This is a genomic window from Streptomyces sp. NPDC058685 (assembly GCF_042714725.1).
In the GTDB taxonomy this organism is placed as follows: Bacteria; Actinomycetota; Actinomycetes; order Streptomycetales; family Streptomycetaceae; genus Streptomyces.
The window spans coordinates 50,992-68,369 of the sequence record NZ_JBHXSL010000042.1; the positions used below are offsets into that span (position 1 = coordinate 50,992).

The 17,378-nt window shown below is 69.6% G+C and carries 14 protein-coding genes; 7 read left to right on the forward strand and 7 right to left on the reverse strand.

Annotated elements, in window-relative coordinates; translation table 11 throughout:
- Positions 1 to 5 precede the first annotated feature (5 nt).
- From ACFWU3_RS27455 to ACFWU3_RS27465, 3 genes are all read right to left on the reverse strand, one after another.
- Positions 6 to 1,538, reverse strand: a complete 1,533-nt coding sequence (locus tag ACFWU3_RS27455; RefSeq protein ID WP_384442957.1) for a phytoene desaturase family protein — start codon at positions 1,536 to 1,538, stop codon at positions 6 to 8.
- A gap of 115 nt (positions 1,539 to 1,653) precedes the next feature.
- Positions 1,654 to 3,888, reverse strand: coding sequence for a tetratricopeptide repeat protein (locus tag ACFWU3_RS27460; RefSeq protein WP_384442960.1), 2,235 nt, complete (start codon positions 3,886 to 3,888; stop codon positions 1,654 to 1,656).
- A complete protein-coding gene (locus ACFWU3_RS27465; RefSeq protein ID WP_384442963.1) occupies positions 3,870 to 4,796 on the reverse strand; it encodes an oxygenase MpaB family protein in 927 nt (308 codons plus the stop codon). Before ACFWU3_RS27465 ends, ACFWU3_RS27460 begins: the two co-directional genes overlap by 19 nt.
- A gap of 149 nt (positions 4,797 to 4,945) precedes the next feature.
- Between ACFWU3_RS27465 and ACFWU3_RS27470 the strand changes: the two genes are divergently transcribed.
- Entirely contained in the window at positions 4,946 to 5,752 is an 807-nt protein-coding gene (locus ACFWU3_RS27470) for an SDR family NAD(P)-dependent oxidoreductase (RefSeq protein ID WP_384442966.1), read from the forward strand.
- Between the two features lie 461 nt (positions 5,753 to 6,213).
- On the opposite strand, the gene ACFWU3_RS27475 is transcribed toward ACFWU3_RS27470, so the two are convergent.
- From ACFWU3_RS27475 to ACFWU3_RS27485, 3 genes are all read right to left on the reverse strand, one after another.
- Positions 6,214 to 7,353, reverse strand: a complete 1,140-nt coding sequence (locus tag ACFWU3_RS27475; RefSeq protein WP_384442996.1) for a cation diffusion facilitator family transporter — start codon at positions 7,351 to 7,353, stop codon at positions 6,214 to 6,216.
- 149 nt (positions 7,354 to 7,502) lie between these two features.
- Positions 7,503 to 7,994, reverse strand: coding sequence for a hypothetical protein (locus ACFWU3_RS27480; RefSeq protein ID WP_384442969.1), 492 nt, complete (start codon positions 7,992 to 7,994; stop codon positions 7,503 to 7,505).
- Between the two features lie 614 nt (positions 7,995 to 8,608).
- Positions 8,609 to 9,742, reverse strand: a complete 1,134-nt coding sequence (locus ACFWU3_RS27485) for a glutathione-independent formaldehyde dehydrogenase (protein ID WP_384442972.1) — start codon at positions 9,740 to 9,742, stop codon at positions 8,609 to 8,611.
- A gap of 158 nt (positions 9,743 to 9,900) precedes the next feature.
- Between ACFWU3_RS27485 and ACFWU3_RS27490 the strand changes: the two genes are divergently transcribed.
- The 5 genes from ACFWU3_RS27490 (at position 9,901) to ACFWU3_RS27510 (ending at position 14,659) form a co-directional block, all read left to right on the forward strand.
- Positions 9,901 to 10,092, forward strand: a complete 192-nt coding sequence (locus ACFWU3_RS27490; RefSeq protein WP_313948028.1) for a hypothetical protein — start codon at positions 9,901 to 9,903, stop codon at positions 10,090 to 10,092.
- 271 nt (positions 10,093 to 10,363) lie between these two features.
- Positions 10,364 to 11,050, forward strand: a complete 687-nt coding sequence (locus ACFWU3_RS27495) for a hypothetical protein (RefSeq protein ID WP_384442975.1) — start codon at positions 10,364 to 10,366, stop codon at positions 11,048 to 11,050.
- A gap of 340 nt (positions 11,051 to 11,390) precedes the next feature.
- Positions 11,391 to 11,837: a hypothetical protein gene (locus tag ACFWU3_RS27500; protein WP_384442978.1), complete on the forward strand. Its 447-nt coding sequence runs from the start codon at positions 11,391 to 11,393 to the stop codon at positions 11,835 to 11,837.
- Positions 11,837 to 14,011, forward strand: coding sequence for a hypothetical protein (locus ACFWU3_RS27505; RefSeq protein ID WP_384442981.1), 2,175 nt, complete (start codon positions 11,837 to 11,839; stop codon positions 14,009 to 14,011). The genes ACFWU3_RS27500 and ACFWU3_RS27505 overlap by 1 nt, the downstream gene beginning before the upstream one ends.
- 12 nt (positions 14,012 to 14,023) lie before the next feature.
- Positions 14,024 to 14,659, forward strand: coding sequence for a hypothetical protein (locus ACFWU3_RS27510; RefSeq protein WP_384442984.1), 636 nt, complete (start codon positions 14,024 to 14,026; stop codon positions 14,657 to 14,659).
- Positions 14,660 to 14,850: 191 nt separating this feature from the next.
- Here ACFWU3_RS27510 and ACFWU3_RS27515 read toward each other — a convergent pair whose 3' ends face one another.
- Positions 14,851 to 16,191 (reverse strand): lysine N(6)-hydroxylase/L-ornithine N(5)-oxygenase family protein, encoded by a 1,341-nt coding sequence (locus ACFWU3_RS27515; protein ID WP_384442987.1) that lies wholly within the window; start codon positions 16,189 to 16,191, stop codon positions 14,851 to 14,853.
- 75 nt (positions 16,192 to 16,266) lie between these two features.
- Here ACFWU3_RS27515 and ACFWU3_RS27520 point away from each other — a divergent pair, with 75 nt between their 5' ends.
- Entirely contained in the window at positions 16,267 to 17,214 is a 948-nt protein-coding gene (locus ACFWU3_RS27520) for a methionyl-tRNA formyltransferase (protein WP_384442990.1), read from the forward strand.
- Positions 17,215 to 17,378: the final 164 nt, after the last annotated feature.

The window sequence follows — 17,378 nt, forward strand, 5'->3', positions numbered from 1 at the left end:
CGGTGTCACCGGCCGAGCACCGCCATGGCGGCGTTGTGGCCGGGCACCCCGCTCACGCCTCCGCCACGCACCGCGCCCGCACCGCAGAGCAGGACGTTGGCGTGCGCGGTCTCGACGCCCCACCGGCCGGTGGACTCCGTCGCGTAGGGGAAGGACAGGTCGCGGTGGAAGATGTTCCCGCCGGGGAGCAGCAGTTCGCGGTCCAGATCGAGCGGCGTCTTGGCCTCGATGCACGGCTCGCCGTTCTCGTCGAGCGCCAGACAGCGCGCGAGCGGCTCGTCGAGATAGGTGTCCAGTTCGGCGATCGTGGCGGCGAGCAACTCCGTGCGCGCGGCGTCGTTGTCGGCGGTGAACAGCCTGGCCGGGGTGTGCAGTCCGAACAGGGTCAGGGTCTGGTAGCCCTGCGCGGCGAGTTCGGGGCCGAGGATGGAGGGGTCGGTCAGGGAGTGGCAGTAGATCTCCGACGGCGGCGCGCTGGGCAGCCTGCCCGAAGCCGCTTCCCGGTAGGCGGTGGCCAGTTGGCCGTACCCCTCGGAGACGTGGAACGTCCCGGAGAACGCGTCGCGCGGGTCGACGGAGCGGTCCCTGAGCCGCGGCAGACGCCGCAGCAGCATGTTCACCTTGAGCTGCGCGCCCTCGGCCGGCTCGGGCGCCTCGTCGCCGAGCAGCGCCGCCAGCTCCCGCGGTGAGGCGTTCACCAGCACATGCCCCGCGTCGACCGTTCCCTCGGCGTCGTGCGAGCGGTAGGTGACGGTGGCGTGCTCGCCGTCCGTCTCGATGCGGGTCGCCTCGTGCAGGGTCACGATCTTCGCGCCTGCGTCCCGGGCGGCCGCGGCCAGGGCGTCGGTCAGCGCGCCCATCCCGCCGACGGGCACGTCCCAGTCGCCCGTCCCGCCGCCGATCACGTGGTACAGGAAGCAGCGGTTCTGGGCGAGGCCCGGATCATGGGCGTCGGCGAACGTCCCGATCAGGGCGTCGGTGAGGACGACACCGCGGACGAGGTCGTCGCTGAACCGCTTCTCGATCGCCTCCCCGATGGGCTCCTCGAAGAGGATCCGCCAGGCGGTCTCGTCGTCGATACGGGCCCGCAGCGCGTCCCGGGTCGGCAGGGGTTCCGTGAGGGTGGGGAAGACACGCTCGGCGAGGCGGGCGGTCATGCCGTAGAAGTCCTCCCAGGCGGCGTACTCGCCCTCGCCACCGGTGAGCGCGGCGAACGACTCCCGGGTCCGGCCGGCGCCGACGAGGAGCCCGCCGGTGCCCTTGGGGGTGTAGGAGGAGACGGTGCGCTTGCGCACGGAGAAGCGCAGGCCGAGCTCGCTCACGATCTTCTCCGGCAGCAGCGACACGAGGTAGGAGTAGCGGGAGAGCCGCGCGTCGACCCCGGCGAAGGGCCGCGTGGAGACGGCCGCTCCCCCGGTGTTCCCCCGGCGCTCCAGTACGAGCACCGAGCGACCGGCGCGGGCGAGGTAGGCGGCGGCGACCAGGCCGTTGTGGCCTCCACCGACGATCACGACGTCATACGCAGTGTGTGCGGACATGGGCGGACGATATCCCCTGATGGGGGCCGGGGTCCTGCCCTGTGGACACCCGGTCCGACTCGTTGGGATCAGTACGACAGTCGCCGGCGGCGGTGGGTGCCCACCCCGCGAACACCTACCGCCCGTGCGTGCCCCGCCGTTCCCGGAGCGCGGCCACCGTGCGGTAGAGCTCCACCGCCTCCTCCTGGCGGCCGAGTTGCTCCAGGCAGTGCGCCTCGTCGTTCCGGCTGGCCAGGGCGTCGGGGTGGTCCGGGCCGAAGATGCTTTCGCGGGTCGTCGCGACGTGCCGGTGGGTGGTGAGCGCGTCCGCCCAGCGGCCGAGCCAGCCGAGGCCGACGGCCACTTCGCGGTGGCTGACGAGGGTGTCCGGGTGGTCGGCGCCGAGGACACGTTCGCGCAGCGCGCTGACGTCCTGGGCCTCCGCGAGCGCCTCTTCCCAGCGCGCGAGCCTGCCCAGGTTCACCCCGACGCCGTGCCGGGCGCGCAGGGTTTCCGGGTCGGTGGGGCCCTGGATGCGGGTGCGGTCCGCGACGAGGGAGCGGTACAGCTCCAGCGCCTCGGCGCTGTGGCCCAGCCGGCCGAGGCTGATGCCGACCTCGTAGCGGGCGGCGAGGGTGTCGGGATGGTCGGGACCGAGCGCCCGGGCGCGGGCGACGGCCACCTCGCGGTACGTCTGGAGCGCCTCCGACCAGCGGCCCAGGCGGCCGAGCGCGTAGGCGACCTCGTACTGCGTGACCAGGGTGTCGGGATGGTCGGCGCCGAGGACCCGGGCGCGGGCCGCCGCGACGTCCTGGGCCATGCGGAACGAGTCCTCCAGCCGTCCCAGCCTGCTGAGGTTGAAGGCGAGGTTGTGCCGGCAGCGCAGTGTGTCGGGGTGGTCGGGCCCCGTGGTGCGCTCGCGGGCGGCCAGCACGGAGGCGTAGACGTCGTGCGCCTCGAAGTGGCGGCCCAGCTGCCCGAGGACGTACGCCGTCTCCTGCCGCGCGGCCAGCGCCTCGGGATGGTCGGCGCCCATGGTCCGCTCGCGCCCCTCGGCCACCCGGTCGAACTCGCGCAGCGCGTCCGCGGCCCGCCCGGTCCTGCTGAGTGTGAACGCGACCTCGTAGCGGCTGGCGAGGGTGTCCGGATGGTCCGGACCCAGCGCGTGTTCGCGCTCGGCGGCGACCGCGCGGTGCACCTCGCCCGCCTCCTCCCAGCGGCCGAGACGGCCGAGACTCAGGCCCGCGCTGTGCCGGCCGGCGAGGACGGCGACCAGCTCGGGCGGCGGAGTGGGCCGCTCGGGTCCGGCGGACGCCGGCAGCACCGCAGCGCCGCGCGGGTCGGTGAGTGTGGTCCACTCCCCCGTCAGCCCGGCGGTGTGGTCGGGCAGCGAGGTCCGCGTCACCGAGGTCGCGGTGGCCTTGTGCCCGGTGGTCATTCCGCGGGTCCAGGACGGCAGACGGGGCGCGGGCGCCGGCTCCTCGGCCGGGCCGGGCGGCGGCGGGGAGTGCGCCACGCCCGGGCGCGCCGCGGCGCCGATCCTGAGGGTGAGGTGCTTGGCGTCGGTGGGCCGGTCCTCCGGCGGTTTGGCCAGCAGGTCCAGCACGATCTCCTGGAAGGAGTCGGGGATCTCGGACCGGTGCGTACGCAGCGGCTCCGGCGTCGTGTCGCGGTGGCCGACGAGTACGGCCCAGGCGTCGTCATGATCGAACGGCGGGACGCCCGTGGCGATCTCGTAGAGCACGCACCCGAGCGAGTACAGGTCGCTGCGGTGGTCGACATGGCCGCCGCTGATCTGCTCGGGCGACATGTAGTGCGGTGTGCCCATGGCGATGCCCGTACCGGTGAGACGGGAGGTGAACCCGATGTCCTCGCCGAGCCGGGCGATACCGAAGTCGCAGATCTTCACCGCGCCGTCGGTGAGCCGCATGATGTTCGCGGGCTTCAGGTCCCGGTGGACGATGCCCTGCCCGTGGGTGTACGCGAGGGCGTCGGAGACCTGCTCGGCGATGTCGAGCACGTCCCGCACCGGCAGCGGGCGCTGGCTGTTCTCCTCCAGCAACTGGCTGAGGTTGCGGCCCTCGAGCAGCTCCATGACCAGGTAGAGCACGCCGTCGTACTCGCCGAAGTCGTGGACGACGGTGACCCCGCGGTGCTGGAGGGCGGCCGCGACGCGGGCCTCGCGGCGGAAGCGCTCGCGCAGGACCGTGGCGAAGCCGGCGTCGTGCTGCGGACCCATCGGCTTGAGGCACTTGACCGCGACATGACGCCCGAGCGCCTCGTCGACGGCTCGCCACACCTCGCCCATGCCGCCGCGCCCGATGCGTTCGAGCAGCCGGTAGCGGCCTTGGATCAGCCTGGATTCCGCCATCGCGTGCTGTCGCCCCCGTCGCTCTGCTGCGCCCCACCCGGCCTGTTCAGTATGGCCTCCTGTCTGCGGAGTTTGTACGGGGCGGGGCGGGTGTCCGGTCCGAGCCGGGCCATTGCTTTCAGGATGTGACCCGGCGGAAGCTGCCAGCGGACACGCGAGGGGATGCAGCGCAACAGGTGCCCGGTGGCGGCCAGCTGACGGGTGACGCGCGGCGGCGGGGGCGCGGGACGGCCGTACAACTCATGGGCGAACGGCGGCAGAGCGTTGTACGCGAGGTTCGCCACGCGTCTCCACAGCAGTTCCCGCGCGGGCACGAGCAGGGCGGGCGTCGGCGGGCGCCGGAGGAAGTCGTCCACGTCCCGTGCGTCGGGCCCGGCCACGAGCTGCGGCCGTGTCGTGCGGAAGTACTCGACGAGGTGGGCGGCCGTGGCGGGGACGGCCTCGGGGTCGAGGCCGATGAGGCGTGCGCTCTCGCGGTGTTCGTCGATGTAGCGGTCGGCCTGGGCGTCGCTGAGGGGGAAGCCGGAGCGGCGGGCGACCTGGAGGTAGGAGGCGATCTCGGCGCAGTGCACCCAGAGCAGCAGGTCCGGTTCGTCGACGCCGTACCGCTCGCCGGTGGCGGGGTCGGTGGCCTTCAGCCGCGAGTGGATCCGCCGCACCCGGGCGCCCGCCTTCTCGGCCGCCTCGGTGGTGCCGTAGCTGATGGTGCCGACGAAGTCGGCGGTACGCAGGAGCCTGCCCCAGGCGTCCTTGCGGAAGTCGGAGTTCTCCATGACGCCACGGACCGCGCGGGGGTGCAGCGCCTGGAGGTACAGGGCGCGGACACCCGCCACCCACATCATCGGGTCGCCGTGCAGGTGCCAGGTGACGGAGTCGGGCCCGAACAGCCCCGGGTCGGCATCGCTCATGTGTGACCAGGATTTCTCGTGGGGACCATGCGGCGTTCGCGACGTGCGCTTCTGCCGACGACGGTAGCCCCACAGCGGCCGTCATGAGGAGTACGCCTGCGGGTCGAACACCGATGCGACGACACCCGTGATCTCCCTATGCTCGTCCGATGACCGGAGAAGAGATCACACAGGGGAACCACCAGGGCATGCTCACGGGCCAGGTGGCGATGATCACGGGCGCGTCCAGCGGGATCGGCGCCGCTGCCGCGCATCTGTTCGCGCAGGAAGGGGCCGCCGTCGTCCTGATGGCACGCCGTGCCGAGAAGCTGCGCGCCATCGCCGAGGAGATCACCGCCAAGGGCGGCCGCGCGCTCGCCGTTCCCGGTGACGTCGCCGATTCCGGCGACGTCCGCCGGGTGGTGGAGGCGGCCGTCGAACAGTTCGGCGGGCTCGACTGCGCCTTCAACAACGCGGGCTACGCCACGGTCGGGACGCTGCTGCACGAGACCGAGGACGAGGTCTTCGACCGCACGATGGACGTCAACGTCCGCGGGGTGTGGAACTGCATGAAGCACCAGTTGCCCGTGATGCTGGCATCGGGCAGGGGTGGCTCGGTGGTCAACACCAGTAGTACGGCGGGGCGTTACGCGACGGGCGCGTCCGTGCCGTACGTGGCGGCCAAGCACGCGATCCTCGGGATCACGCGCGCGGCGGCGGCCGAGTACGGCGCGCAGGGCATCCGCGTCAACGCCCTCGTGGTCGGCACGACCCGCAGCGAGATGATCGGCGAGGCGGTCCGCCAGTTCCCGCACCTGGAACAGGCCTTCATCGCCCCGCAGATCCAGAAGCGCATGGCGGATCCGCGGGAGATAGCGGAGGCGGCCGCGTGGCTGTGCAGTGGGCGTGCCTCTTTCGTCACCGGGACGGCGATGCCGGTGGACGGGGGTATCTCGGCGCAGGCGAAGGCCGAATGACGTCCGGCTGACCTCGGGTGTGCACCACGGCGTCTCGCGGAGCCGGCGCTTCGTGAGGGGCCGTGGGCGCGCGGCACCCGCGCCCGGACATACGCGGGCGAAGCCGGTGAGGTGTGGCCGCCCACCCGGCCGTGGCCCCCCGGGTGCCTCGCCGAGAACCACGACGAGGGCGCGTTCCACGACCGGATCATGGAGTTCTACGAGCAACGGCGGTACGAGTAACCAGCGTTCCTCCCCTGCGGCGACGATCCGAGACCGCCCTGGCTCTCGGATTTGCTCGGCGTGGGGACCGACCACGTGGTCATCCTCATGAGGGGGGCGACGAGCGCCGTGCCCGCACTCCCCCGGATCCACGAGCGAGTGGCGGGCCACGGGTTGAGAGTCGTAGACGCCGCTGTCCTGCTGTGCGGTCCCCGACAGCCGCGGGAACCGTCGACCGGCTGACGCGGTATCGGGGCCCGTCACGGCGCTCCGGCACCAGCGCGGTCCGCCGCGGCCACATCCACCTGGCCCAGGTGATGCGCGAGGGGCTCGTGCGGGTCGCCGTCCGACGGCGTGTGATCCGTGTGGACGGTCGCGGCGGTCAGCCGGGGTACCGCGTGGATCAGTGCGTGTTCCGCGGCGACGGCCAGCCGGTGGGCCTGGACGACGGTCAGGTGCGGGTCGACCACGATGTCGGCCTCGGCGCGCAGGGTATGGCCGATCCATCGCATCCGCACCGGTCCGACGCCTCGCAGGCCGTCCACCGCGTGCAGCGCGGTCTCCGCGGTCTCGATGAGACGGGGATCGACGCTGTCCAGCAGACGCCGGTACACCTCGCGGGCAGCGTCCTTGAGGACGAACAGGATCGCGGCGGTGATCAACAGGCCGATGACCGGATCCGCCAGGCGCAGGCCGAGCGCGGCGCAGCCCGCGCCCAACAGCACGGCCAGTGAGGTGAATCCGTCGGTACGGGCGTGCAGACCGTCGGCGACCAGGGCCGCGGAGCCGATCCTCCGGCCGGTTCGGATGCGGTAGCGGGCCACCCACTCGTTGCCGATGAAACCGACCACCCCGGCCGCCGCCACGGCCCACAGGTGCGTGATGTCGCGAGGGTGCAGCAGCCGGTCCACGGCGGCGTAGGCGGCCAGTGCGGCGGAGACGGCGATGGCCGCCACGATGAGGATGCCGGCGAGGTCTTCGGCCCGGCCGTAGCCGTACGGGTAACGGCGGTTCGCCGCCCGTCGGCCGAGGACGAAGGCGATGCCGAGCGGGACCGCGGTCAGCGCGTCGGTGGCGTTGTGGATCGTGTCGCCGAGCAGGGCGACCGACCCGGACAGGGCGACGATCACGGCCTGGACGAGCGTGGTGGCGCCGAGGACGGTGAAGGAGAGCCACAGCGTGCGCATGCCCTCGCGGGAGGTCTCCATCGCCGCGTCGACCTTGTCCACCGACTTGTGGCTGTGCGGCCGGACGAGGTGTATCAGCCGGTGCCGTACACGGGCGGTGCGGGACGCACGCGGCCCATGCCGATGCCCGGTCGCGGCGTGATCGTGGTGTCCGTGGTGTCCGTGGTGTCCGTGGTGTCCGTGGTGTCCGTGGTGGTGCTTGTTCCCCTCCATGGCGTCCATGCAGCCACCGTGGCACAGGAAGAGCATTGCGGCTACCACCGTCATACGGCATCTGACCAGGTGCGATGGACTCGCAAGTACGTCCGGGGCGTGGGTGCTCACCATCCTCGGCAGCGACCTCGGTCAGCGCGGGTCCGTGATCACGCCTCGGGGTTGATCTTCGACGAAAGGAAGAACAGGCCGAGGGCGGCCACCAGGAACACGGCCGCCAGCTCGCTGTCCCGCAGATACAGCACGACGGTCACGACCACCGAGGCGAGACCGAGCACCGCGATGACACACCCGGCCGCCTTCCGGGCGCCGGCGGTTGGCGCGGACAGCCGCACCAGGGCCGGGTCCTCGGGGTTCCGCCAGTACGGAAAGGGCCCGGGCCTGTACTTCCAGCCGTCCTCCCTCAGTTCCTGGACCGCCGGGTGCCGGCGAGCGTGGCGCAGGTGGCGGGGAGCGAGGCGTGGCCGGGGAAACCACGCCTGGCGGGTGGCGATCCAGGCCAGTGCGGGGAGACAGGCCACCGCTGCCCACACGGCAGAGAGGACCCTGCCGGACGACGTACTCGGCAGGATGCCCAGGAGCCTGTCGAGTTGGCCACTGGCGGAGTATGCGATCACCGCGGTGACGGCGAGCACCATCATCGTCCGCTCGATCCGGTGGCCTCCACGACAGCGCCCGCAGCGGGGTACACGGATGCCGGCCCTCTGCCATCTGGTGCGGATGCCCAGCGTCCAGGTCGGACTGCTCTCGACGTCCCGGTGCAACCCGATGACACGATCGTGCTCCGGTGCCGTCGCGCCACTCCCGCAGAACCAGCACTCTCGCGCCATGAGCATCCCCTGAACCGCGCTGCCTCCGCCGGACCGGATCGACCCTAGTCGTCGGCACGTGACCGTGGGAGTCCATCGGTGACGGAATGCGCGGAGAGCGAAGCGGGAGCGTCTTTCCGTTCACCGCACCGCCGACCGCCCGCTCAGTCCCACTGCCCGTCGGCCGGTGCCTTCAGCAGCCGGTCCAGCTCGGTTCCGGCCTCGTCGTACCCGGCGTCGGAGATCCGTTGCAGCTCGCGCAGGTCGCAGGCCTCGACCGCGCGCCGTGTGAGCAGGAACCCGGCCCGCGGGGATCCCTCGTCGTCTGGACGCGTGACCCGACGCCGCGGCCCCGGCCGGAGAGACCGGGGCCGGGGGCCCCACCGCGGAGGCGCGCACCGCGGACGTCGGGCATCCGACGGTGCGCGCGGACCGCGATGCGATGCCTACGGGTGCAGCACCACCTTGGTGTAGCCCTCGACCCGCTGGTCGAACTTCTCGTACGCCGACGGCGCCTGGTCCAGGGGCAGTTCGTGGGAGACGACGAAGCTGGGCTCCGCCCTGCCCTCGATGATCATGTCGCGCAGGAACCGGTTGTAGCGCTTCACGTTGCACTGTCCCGTACCCATCCGCAGGCCCTTCTCGAAGAGCCTGCCGACCGACACGAGGAGCATGCCCTTCTTGGAGTCCTCGTCGGGGCCTCCGGGGTCGGACGGGACGTAGAGACCCGGGACTCCGAGTGCTCCGGTGGCCCGGACCGTGCCGACGAGCGAGTTCAGGACGGTCGCCGGTTCCTCGCGGTCCGTGCCCTGTGCCGTCGCCTGGTAGCCGACGGCGTCGACGCCCTTGTCCGTGCCGACGCCTCCGGTCATGTCCTTGATCTGCTCGATCGGGTCGCCCTCGGCGAAGTTAATCGGCACCGCGCCGATCTCCTCGGCCTTCGCCAGTCGCTCGGCGACGCGGTCCACGACGAACACCTGCTTCGCGCCGCGCAGCATGGCCGAATAGGCGGCCATGAGCCCGACCGGACCGCCTCCGTACACCGCGACGCTTTCGCCGGGACGGACCTGGGCGAGTTCGCAGCCGTGGTAGCCGGTGGGGAAGATGTCGGCGAGCAGAATGAAATCGCGCTCGTGCTCCTCACCCGGCGGCAATTTCAGGCAGTTGAAGTCGGCATAGGGGACACGGAGGTATTCCGCCTGACCACCGGTCCACGGACCCATGGCGACGTAGCCGTAAGCACCGCCCGCGAAACCGGGATTGACGGTCAGACAGTAACCGGTGTATCCGTCCACGCAGTTGGTGCAGAAACCGCAGGCGACGTTGAAGGGCATGACCACGCGGTCGCCCTCCTCGAGAGAGGTGACGCCGGCACCGCAGTCCTCGACGATCCCCATGTTCTCGTGGCCGAAGACGATGCCGGGCTCGGCAGCGGTACGGCCCTCGTACATGTGCAGATCGGAGCCGCAGATGGCGGTGGAGGTGATCCTGACGATCACATCGTTGGGATGCTGAATACTGGGCTTTTCAACATCTTCGACCGCTACGCTGAACGGTCCCTGGTAAACGACTGCCTTCATCGCTGCCACCTCGCTTCGACCGATTCTCGGTTTCCCCCCGCACGATTTCCCCACGTGACCTATTTCTCATGATTCTCCGGACTGCTCGATCGGACAAGCCGGTAGCCTCGTCACATTCGATCGGATTTCTTCCGAGATATTGAGATGGAGGGCCCAAGGTGTCAGCACAGCGACTCGGAACCCTGCTCGTCCCCGTACCCGGGCTCTCCGGCACGGTGTACCCGCCGGGAACGACCGTGACTGTCCGCGGTCGCGGCGCGACAGTCGATGCCTTTGTCGACGGCGACTGGCTTCCCATGTCGTGGTGGGAATTCTCCGACGGCCTCCGCGAGGACATCGCGGACCGCTGATCCCGCCCGCGAGGCCCATGGTCCGCAGGTCCCGTCGCGTGACCGAGAGACGACACGAACACCGCACGATCAGCCCTCCTCCGGGACCCCGGCAGCGCGCGCTCCGGCACCGCCTGGAGTCCGACATCCTCATGCACTCCCCGGACCGGCAGGCCCGTGTCAGGGCCGGTCCACCGGGGTCGGATACCCTCCGGCGGACAATTGCTGATGGGGAGGGGTGCAGGTCGTGAGGGTGGATTGGCGAAGACCAGTAGCTGCGGCGGTAGGACTGGTGGCAGCCGGAGCGCTGCTGTCCGGGTGCGGGCTGAAGAGCATTCCTGAGTCCGGGAGTGCGCAGCACTCCAAGGGGTTGTCCTTCGAATACGTGGGGGACTCCGGCGAGGACGAAACGATCAACCAGATGCTCGTGATCTCGAACCACACCATGGGAGCGGTCGTCCCGACCCTGTCCTTCCGCGCGATCGACAAGAACGATCACGTTCTGCCGCAGGTCGAGGTCAGCACCGTGTTCGGCAGTGACCGTGGCACGCTGGTCGCTTCGGAGGGAGACGGATACGACATCCTTCGGTTCACGGGACCCGGGCAGCACGACGTGACGGATGTCGAGGTGACCGTCCAGAGCGTGGAGACCGCCCGCTTCCTCGGCGGCTCGGCGGTCGTCACGACGCAGGCCCTGGACAGCCAGGGCCGCGACGTCGAGCGGTTCGAGCGCTTCTCGAAGGTCAGGCTCACCAACGAGGACGACGCACCGGCGATGGTGCGGGTCGCCTACATCGTCTGGGACCAGCCGGCGGAGGGCGACACCCAGCAGGCCACCGAGGTCACCCCGGTCGGCGATCTGGTCATGGTGCCGCCGCAGGGAACGGCTGTTGTCGACGTGACCGGGGCCGCGGCCGCCGCCGTGGCACGCAACTCCCGCGGGCCGGCCGTGAGCATCAAGGCCTACCCCTCGCAGTAGCCGCGTCGGCGTCGTCCGCGACGTCGACCCGGGCCGAGCCCCCTGCTGCCGCGCCCCGTTCACTCCCGCCGAGCCGGTCGGCCCGTCACCGAGGAACTGTCGTCGCGGCGCATCGTCGAAGCCCTCACCGGACCTACCCGAGTCCTGCCTCCGGGGCAGCCGCCCCTTCGGCCCGATCCTCCCCCCGCAAGGGACAGCCGAGGAGGGGACAAGGCCGCATGATCATCCGTTCCCCTGGCTTGTGTAGGGTCGACCTTTGACGTGTCCGGGACGTCTTACGGCCTTCCCTGACGGAACGTCGATCTATTGCTTGTTCGTACGGGGGGAAGGTAACCACGAGATGGCGTGGGATGAATGGGAGCGGCTGAAGGCCGACGCCGACAGCAGTAGCTCGTCACGAATGCAACTCAACGGAGTGCCCAGCGGTAAGGGCGGCGGCGAGCAGCAGGGTGACCTCAAAGTCGATCAGCAGGACCTGGCTGCGGTCGGCGACAGCGCGTTCAAGCTGTTCACGGACCTCGGCCGCTCCGGCCGTGACGCCTGGTCCAGCAGTCAGAGCGCCGCCAAGGACCTCAAGACGCAGGAGTTCGAGCTCGGGGGTGCCCTGGACACCGTCCAGGAGCGGTGGGAGAAGTCGTTGACCAGCCTGCTCGACGCTTGTGCCCACATCTCCAACCACATGGACTTCACGAAGAAGGCCCACGCCGGCGACGAGTACCACATCGCGTCGACCGCCAGCAGCATCGCCACCCTCGACAAGGGTTTTGACGAGGGAACGAAGCGCTGATGGACCTCGAAGCACTCCGTAATGCCAACTTCTCGCTGCTGAACACCGCGATCAGCGACTGGGGCAAGGTCGTCAAGAGCCTGACGACCTTGGAGAAGCAGTCGCGCGACGACATGAAGGCCAAGGCCGACAAGGCCAACTGGGCCGGCGTCAATGCCACCGTCTCGCGTGAGTTCATCTCCAAGACGGCCGGCGAGTTCTCGGACGCCCTCACCCAGGGGACGTCCATCCACAACATCCTCAAGGACACGTACGACGAGCTCGTCGGGTACCGGGACAAGCTCAAGCAGGCCCTCGACGACGGCTTCCAGAAGGACAAGCTGTCGGTCTACGGCGAGCAGGGCGGCGGCTTCCGCGTCGTCGCGGCCATTCACCCCGAACCTCCTGGCACCCAGGAGAAGGCCGAGGCGCTGAGGAACAGGGTCCAGGATCTCCTCGGGCAGGCCACCACGAGCGACTCCACCGCGGCCCGTGCCCTGAAGGCGATAGCCGAGCAGGCCGACTACGGCTTTTCCGGCGCCAAGCATGCCGACCGCGACTCCGCTGCCGACGCGCTGCAAAAGGCCGACGCCATGGCGATGCTGGCGAAGGACGCCAAGAAGATGTCGCCCCAAGAGCTCGCCGAATTCCAGCGGACCATGGCCACGTACAAGGACGACGAGCTCTTCGCCGCCCAGTTCGCCTCCAAACTGGGTGGCAAGGAGACCCTGCAGTTCTGGAACGACCTTGCCGAGATCCACGCGGGCGCGAGGGGCGAGGAGCTCAAGCAGCTCCAGAGCATCCAGAAGGACCTGAGCATGACGCTCGCCACGGCCACGCTGTCCGACGCGGACGGTATGCAGGACTGGAAGAAGAAGGTCCTCGACGAGGCGACCACGGCTTTCCGCTCCAACCCCTCGGACCCGCTGAGGCCGAACGGCGCCATGGGCTACCAGGTCATGAGCAGCCTGATGCACCACGGTAAGTACGACGCCGAGTTCCTCGACGCGTACGGCAAGCAGCTCCTGAAGATGGACATGGCGCCGGCCGGCCAGACCGGCATGGGCACCAACGACCTCTGGAAGACCGGAAACGTCACGGACCTCGTCTTCGGCGACGACGACGGCCGCGACCCGATGGTCGGCTTCATGAAGGCCCTGTCGCACAACCCCGAGGCGGCGCTGGAGACCTTCGACGACAAGAAGGTCTTCGAGCACGTGGTGGAGAGCATGCGGTACACCGACCGCGACGGTGCGGTGGCGCACGCCCTCGAGGCGGCCGTGACGGGCTACGGGGACGGCGAGAAGTCCGCCGACATCAGGCCGCACAGCAAGGCCCAGGTCGCACTCATGCAGGATGTGATGCACGCGGTTGCTCAGCCGGAAACCGGGGCCAAGCTGGTGAACAAGGCGACGGGCGAGAGCTTCGGCGACATGGCGGCGTCATACATGCCGGAGATAAGTCGGTCGCTCGCCGGCACAGGCAGCGGGGCGATCTTCGTGACCGACAGCCAGAACCCGGAGGGCCTCAAGCCGGTCGACGCCACGCGCTTCCTGTACGAGGTCTCCAGGGACCCCATGGGCCGGGCTGCGATCATCGTCGGTGAGAGCGTCTACACGTCGAGCTCCCTGGAAGCGCACATGGCGAATCCGGAGCTGTTCGACGGCAAGTCTGATCTGCCCATCAATGCCATCGCCAGGAACGCCGGAATCATCGAGGGCATCGTCGGACATTCGGTAGCGGATGCCAAGATTGCAGGCGACCTGGGGGCCGAGACGGCGGCGAACGACGCCCTGAAGGCCAAGGGGGACATCGTCAAGTCCTTCCTTGCTGCCGGCGTCAACGTCGGCAGCGTCGCACTGGTCCCCATGGGGCCGGGCGCCGCTGTGACCGGCGCTGCGGCCAGCGGCTTCTTCGGTGGTATCGCCGGTATCGCCGTGGATAGCCTCCTCAATGGTCAGAAGGTTGAGGGAGCGGCCGACAAGGCTCTTTACGTCAGCGGACAGACGCTCAACGAGAACATGGAATCGACCAAACTCCATACCCAGGAGAACCTCGCCGCGGCCATCAGCAAGCACGGTTTCACGGAACTGACCACGGCCGAGGGGCGCGAGTTGGCCCGGGTAGCGGTCGAACAGGGCTGGAGAGACAGCGACTCCATGCTGGAGGACGTCCATGCCAGGCCGGCCGCGTAAGTACGAGTAGATGTGAGCAAGCAGATGCAGGCAAGTCGGAAGAAGCGCGCCACGACCGTGGGCATCGGTTGCCTGGTGGTGGTCGGCATGGTCTTCGGGTACCTGGAGGTTTTCACCAAGGGGATCGACCGGCTGCCGGCCAGGCCGTGCGACGGTGCGGTGGACAGGGAGACGGCGGCGCGTGCGCTGCCGACCGCACGCTCGGCCGAGGAACGGGGAGAACTCCGGCCGGGCGGGTTGGGCGGGCACTACTTCTTCGCGTGTTACGTGCGCACCAGCAGTGGCTCGGTCATCTCGGGAGAGGTGCAGCCGGGGGACGCGTCTCCAGGCGGCTGGCGCACGTCGTACGCATCGGACGGGAACATCTCGGAAGTGTCGGTAGGGGAGGTCAAGGTGCTCACCCTGGAGGACTCTTCGGCCGTTTACGTCCCCTGCACTCCTCCCGGCAAGAAGCCCGGCGAGGCACAGGACGCCTATGCGCTGACCGTCGACGCCCGGACCATCGGGGAGACCCGCGTCCACGGGAACGAGTTGCGGCAGGTCCTCGTCGACTTCGCCTACCAGCTCGCTCGTCACACGTACAAGGCTGTCGACTGCCAGGAGTCGCGGACCTTCCCGAAGGAACTGCCCCGGCTCCCGGCGGCCTGAGAGACACGTGAGGCCCGGCCCGCTTCCGCGCGGTCCGGGCCTCGGCAGTAGCTCGCCCGGCAGGGTCGAGCATGGCCTGATCGACGAGTTCTCTGTGCATCTGGCGCCGGTCATGCGCGAGGTGCGGCTGTTCCCCACCTCATGTCGTGCCGATCCGCCGGCCCCGCACGCGAGGCCGGCATCCCGCTCCCTCAGCTGATGCCGTGCGGCACCCGTCCCCTCGCCATGCGCCGGGCGACGAGTGACGCGCGGATCTCTCCGGCGCGCACCGCCGTGTTCGACAGCAGCGTCGACGTGATGCCGTGCGTGTGTTCCGTGCCGCCCTGGAGGTAGATGTCGGAGGCGACGCCCGGCAGCGTGGCGACCCGGTGGTCTCTTCCCACCAGCAGGGCGTCCTCCTCGTCGCGCATGCAGAGCTTGCTGATGTCGCCCAACCGCTCACCGATGCCGCGCGGTTGATAGCCCGTGGCATGGACCAGCAGGTCGGCCGTGAGCACGTCGCGGTCGCCGGTCGGCAGGTACTCCACCGTGATGTCGAGCCGGTCGTCGCTCGTCTCGACCTCCCGGATGCGGGAGACGTTCAGCATCCGCAGCCGCTGGCGGCCCTGGACCTTCTCCTGGTACATCGTTCTGGACAGGGCCTCGATCAGATCCATGTCCACGACCGAGTAGTTGGTCCCGCGGTGGTAGTCGAAGAGTGCCTGCTTCACGTCCCGCGGCGCCTGGAAGTAGATGTCGACCGCCTCCGGGTCGAAGATCCGGTTGGCGAAGGGGCTGTCGTCGGCCGGGGTGTAACCGTACTTGGCGAACACGGAACAGATCTCGGCGTCCGGGAAGCTGCGGTGGAGGTAGTCGACCGCCTCGGCGGCGCTCTGTCCGGCGCCGAGGACGACGGCCCGGCGTACGGGGGTTCCGTCGCCGACGAGTTGGGCCACACGCGGCATCAACTCGCTGTTGTGCCAGACACGGTCGGACAGCACGGTCCCCGGCGGAAGGTGGGGTTCCATGCCCGTGGCGATGACCAGATTGCGCGCCTTGCGCACGATCGGCTGCCGCGGGTCCGCCGGGTTGCGTCCGATGACCTCGAACCAGCGCACCTCGCCGTCCTCGGTCACGGGCTTCACCGAGACGACCTCCGTCGCGTACTCCACCAGGCCGGAGACGCGGGCGGCGGCCCACTCGAAGTAGTCGTGGAACTCGATGCGGAGCGGGAAGAGCGTCTTCTGGTTCAGGAAGTCGACCAACCGCTCCCGCTCCCGCAGGTAGCACAGGAAGCTGAAGTCACTGGTGGGGTCACGCATCGTCACCAGGTCCTTGAGGAACGACACCTGCATCGTGGCGTCGTCGATGAGCATGCCCCGGTGCCAGCCGAACCGGGGCTGCTTCTCGAGGAACGTCGCCTCGAGCCGGTCCTCTTCGGATACTTGTGCGTTGTACTCCTGGATCGCTATCGCGAGAGCAAGATTCGACGGACCGAACCCAATGCCCAGAACGTCGTGGATGGTGCCCGGCCCACTCTGCAGTGTGTTCACCGCGTCATCGCCTCCCTAAGCACGCACATGTTAGATAAGGTTAGCCTTACCTTGCAATGTCTGAGGAGGATTCACATGCGGGTCGTCATGTTCGGCTATCAGACCTGGGGCCACCGCACGCTGCAGGCTCTGCTGGACTCCGAACACGAAGTGGTCCTCGTCGTCACCCATCCCAAGAGCGAACACGCCTACGAGAAGATCTGGGACGACTCCGTCGCGGACCTGGCCGAGAAGCACGGCGTGCCGGTCCTGCTGCGCAACCGCCCCGGGGACGACGAACTGCTCAGCGCTCTCAGGGACGTCGAGCCCGACATCATCGTGGCCAACAACTGGCGCACCTGGCTGCCACCGGAGATCTTCGACCTGCCGCCGCACGGCACGCTCAACGTCCACGACTCGCTGCTGCCCACGTACGCGGGCTTCTCGCCACTGATCTGGGCGCTGATCAACGGCGAGCCGGAGGTGGGTGTCACGGCCCATCGCATGGACGGCGAGCTCGACATGGGGGACATCGTGCTCCAGCGCTCCGTGCGCGTCGGGCCCGGGGACACCGCAACGGACCTGTTCCGCAAGACGGTTGACCTCATCGGACCGATCGTCCACGACGCGCTCGACCACATCGCCGCCGGCACGGCGGTGTGGACGCCGCAGGACCGCTCGAAGTCCACCTTCTTCCACAAGCGTTCCGTGGAGGACAGCAGGATCGACTGGAGCTGGCCGGCGGAGGAACTGGAGAGGTTCGTCCGCGCGCAGTCGGACCCCTATCCCAACGCCTTCACCCACCACCGCGGACAGCGGCTGCGCGTCGTCTCCGCGGCGGTGTCGGAAGGGCGCTACGGAGGCACCCCGGGGCGGATCTTCATACGCGAGGGGGACGGCATCGTCATCGTCGCCGGCGCGGACGCCCGTACCGGACGCAACCACGGCCTCCTGCTGAAGCGCGTACGGACCGAGGACGGCACCGAACTCGCCGCCACCGACTACTTCCGCACGATGGGCGGCTATCTGACGGACCGTCCGTGATGGATCCGGGTACGACATCAGGAGGGCCGTGACGGCCCTTCCGATGTCCCCCGGCGCGGCGGCGCGTCAGCCGGGCGGGATGCCATCGGCCCGGCCGTGACGGGCGTCCCGGCGGTCCGGGGGGTGCGCGAGGAGGCCGCAGCCGGCCCGGGTGTGGTCGACCG

What these genes read in the sequence shown, in the direction of transcription:
- ACFWU3_RS27455 (WP_384442957.1), bottom strand. Translation starts at nt 1,538, where the DNA reads ATGTCCGCACACACTGCGTATGACGTCGTGATCGTCGGTGGAGGCCAC.
- ACFWU3_RS27460 (WP_384442960.1), bottom strand. Translation starts at nt 3,888, where the DNA reads ATGGCGGAATCCAGGCTGATCCAAGGCCGCTACCGGCTGCTCGAACGC.
- ACFWU3_RS27465 (WP_384442963.1), bottom strand. Translation starts at nt 4,796, where the DNA reads ATGAGCGATGCCGACCCGGGGCTGTTCGGGCCCGACTCCGTCACCTGG.
- ACFWU3_RS27470 (WP_384442966.1), top strand. Translation starts at nt 4,946, where the DNA reads ATGACCGGAGAAGAGATCACACAGGGGAACCACCAGGGCATGCTCACG.
- ACFWU3_RS27475 (WP_384442996.1), bottom strand. Translation starts at nt 7,353, where the DNA reads ATGGAGGGGAACAAGCACCACCACGGACACCACGGACACCACGGACAC.
- ACFWU3_RS27480 (WP_384442969.1), bottom strand. Translation starts at nt 7,994, where the DNA reads ATGATGGTGCTCGCCGTCACCGCGGTGATCGCATACTCCGCCAGTGGC.
- ACFWU3_RS27485 (WP_384442972.1), bottom strand. Translation starts at nt 9,742, where the DNA reads ATGAAGGCAGTCGTTTACCAGGGACCGTTCAGCGTAGCGGTCGAAGAT.
- ACFWU3_RS27500 (WP_384442978.1), top strand. Translation starts at nt 11,391, where the DNA reads ATGGCGTGGGATGAATGGGAGCGGCTGAAGGCCGACGCCGACAGCAGT.
- ACFWU3_RS27505 (WP_384442981.1), top strand. Translation starts at nt 11,837, where the DNA reads ATGGACCTCGAAGCACTCCGTAATGCCAACTTCTCGCTGCTGAACACC.
- ACFWU3_RS27520 (WP_384442990.1), top strand. Translation starts at nt 16,267, where the DNA reads ATGCGGGTCGTCATGTTCGGCTATCAGACCTGGGGCCACCGCACGCTG.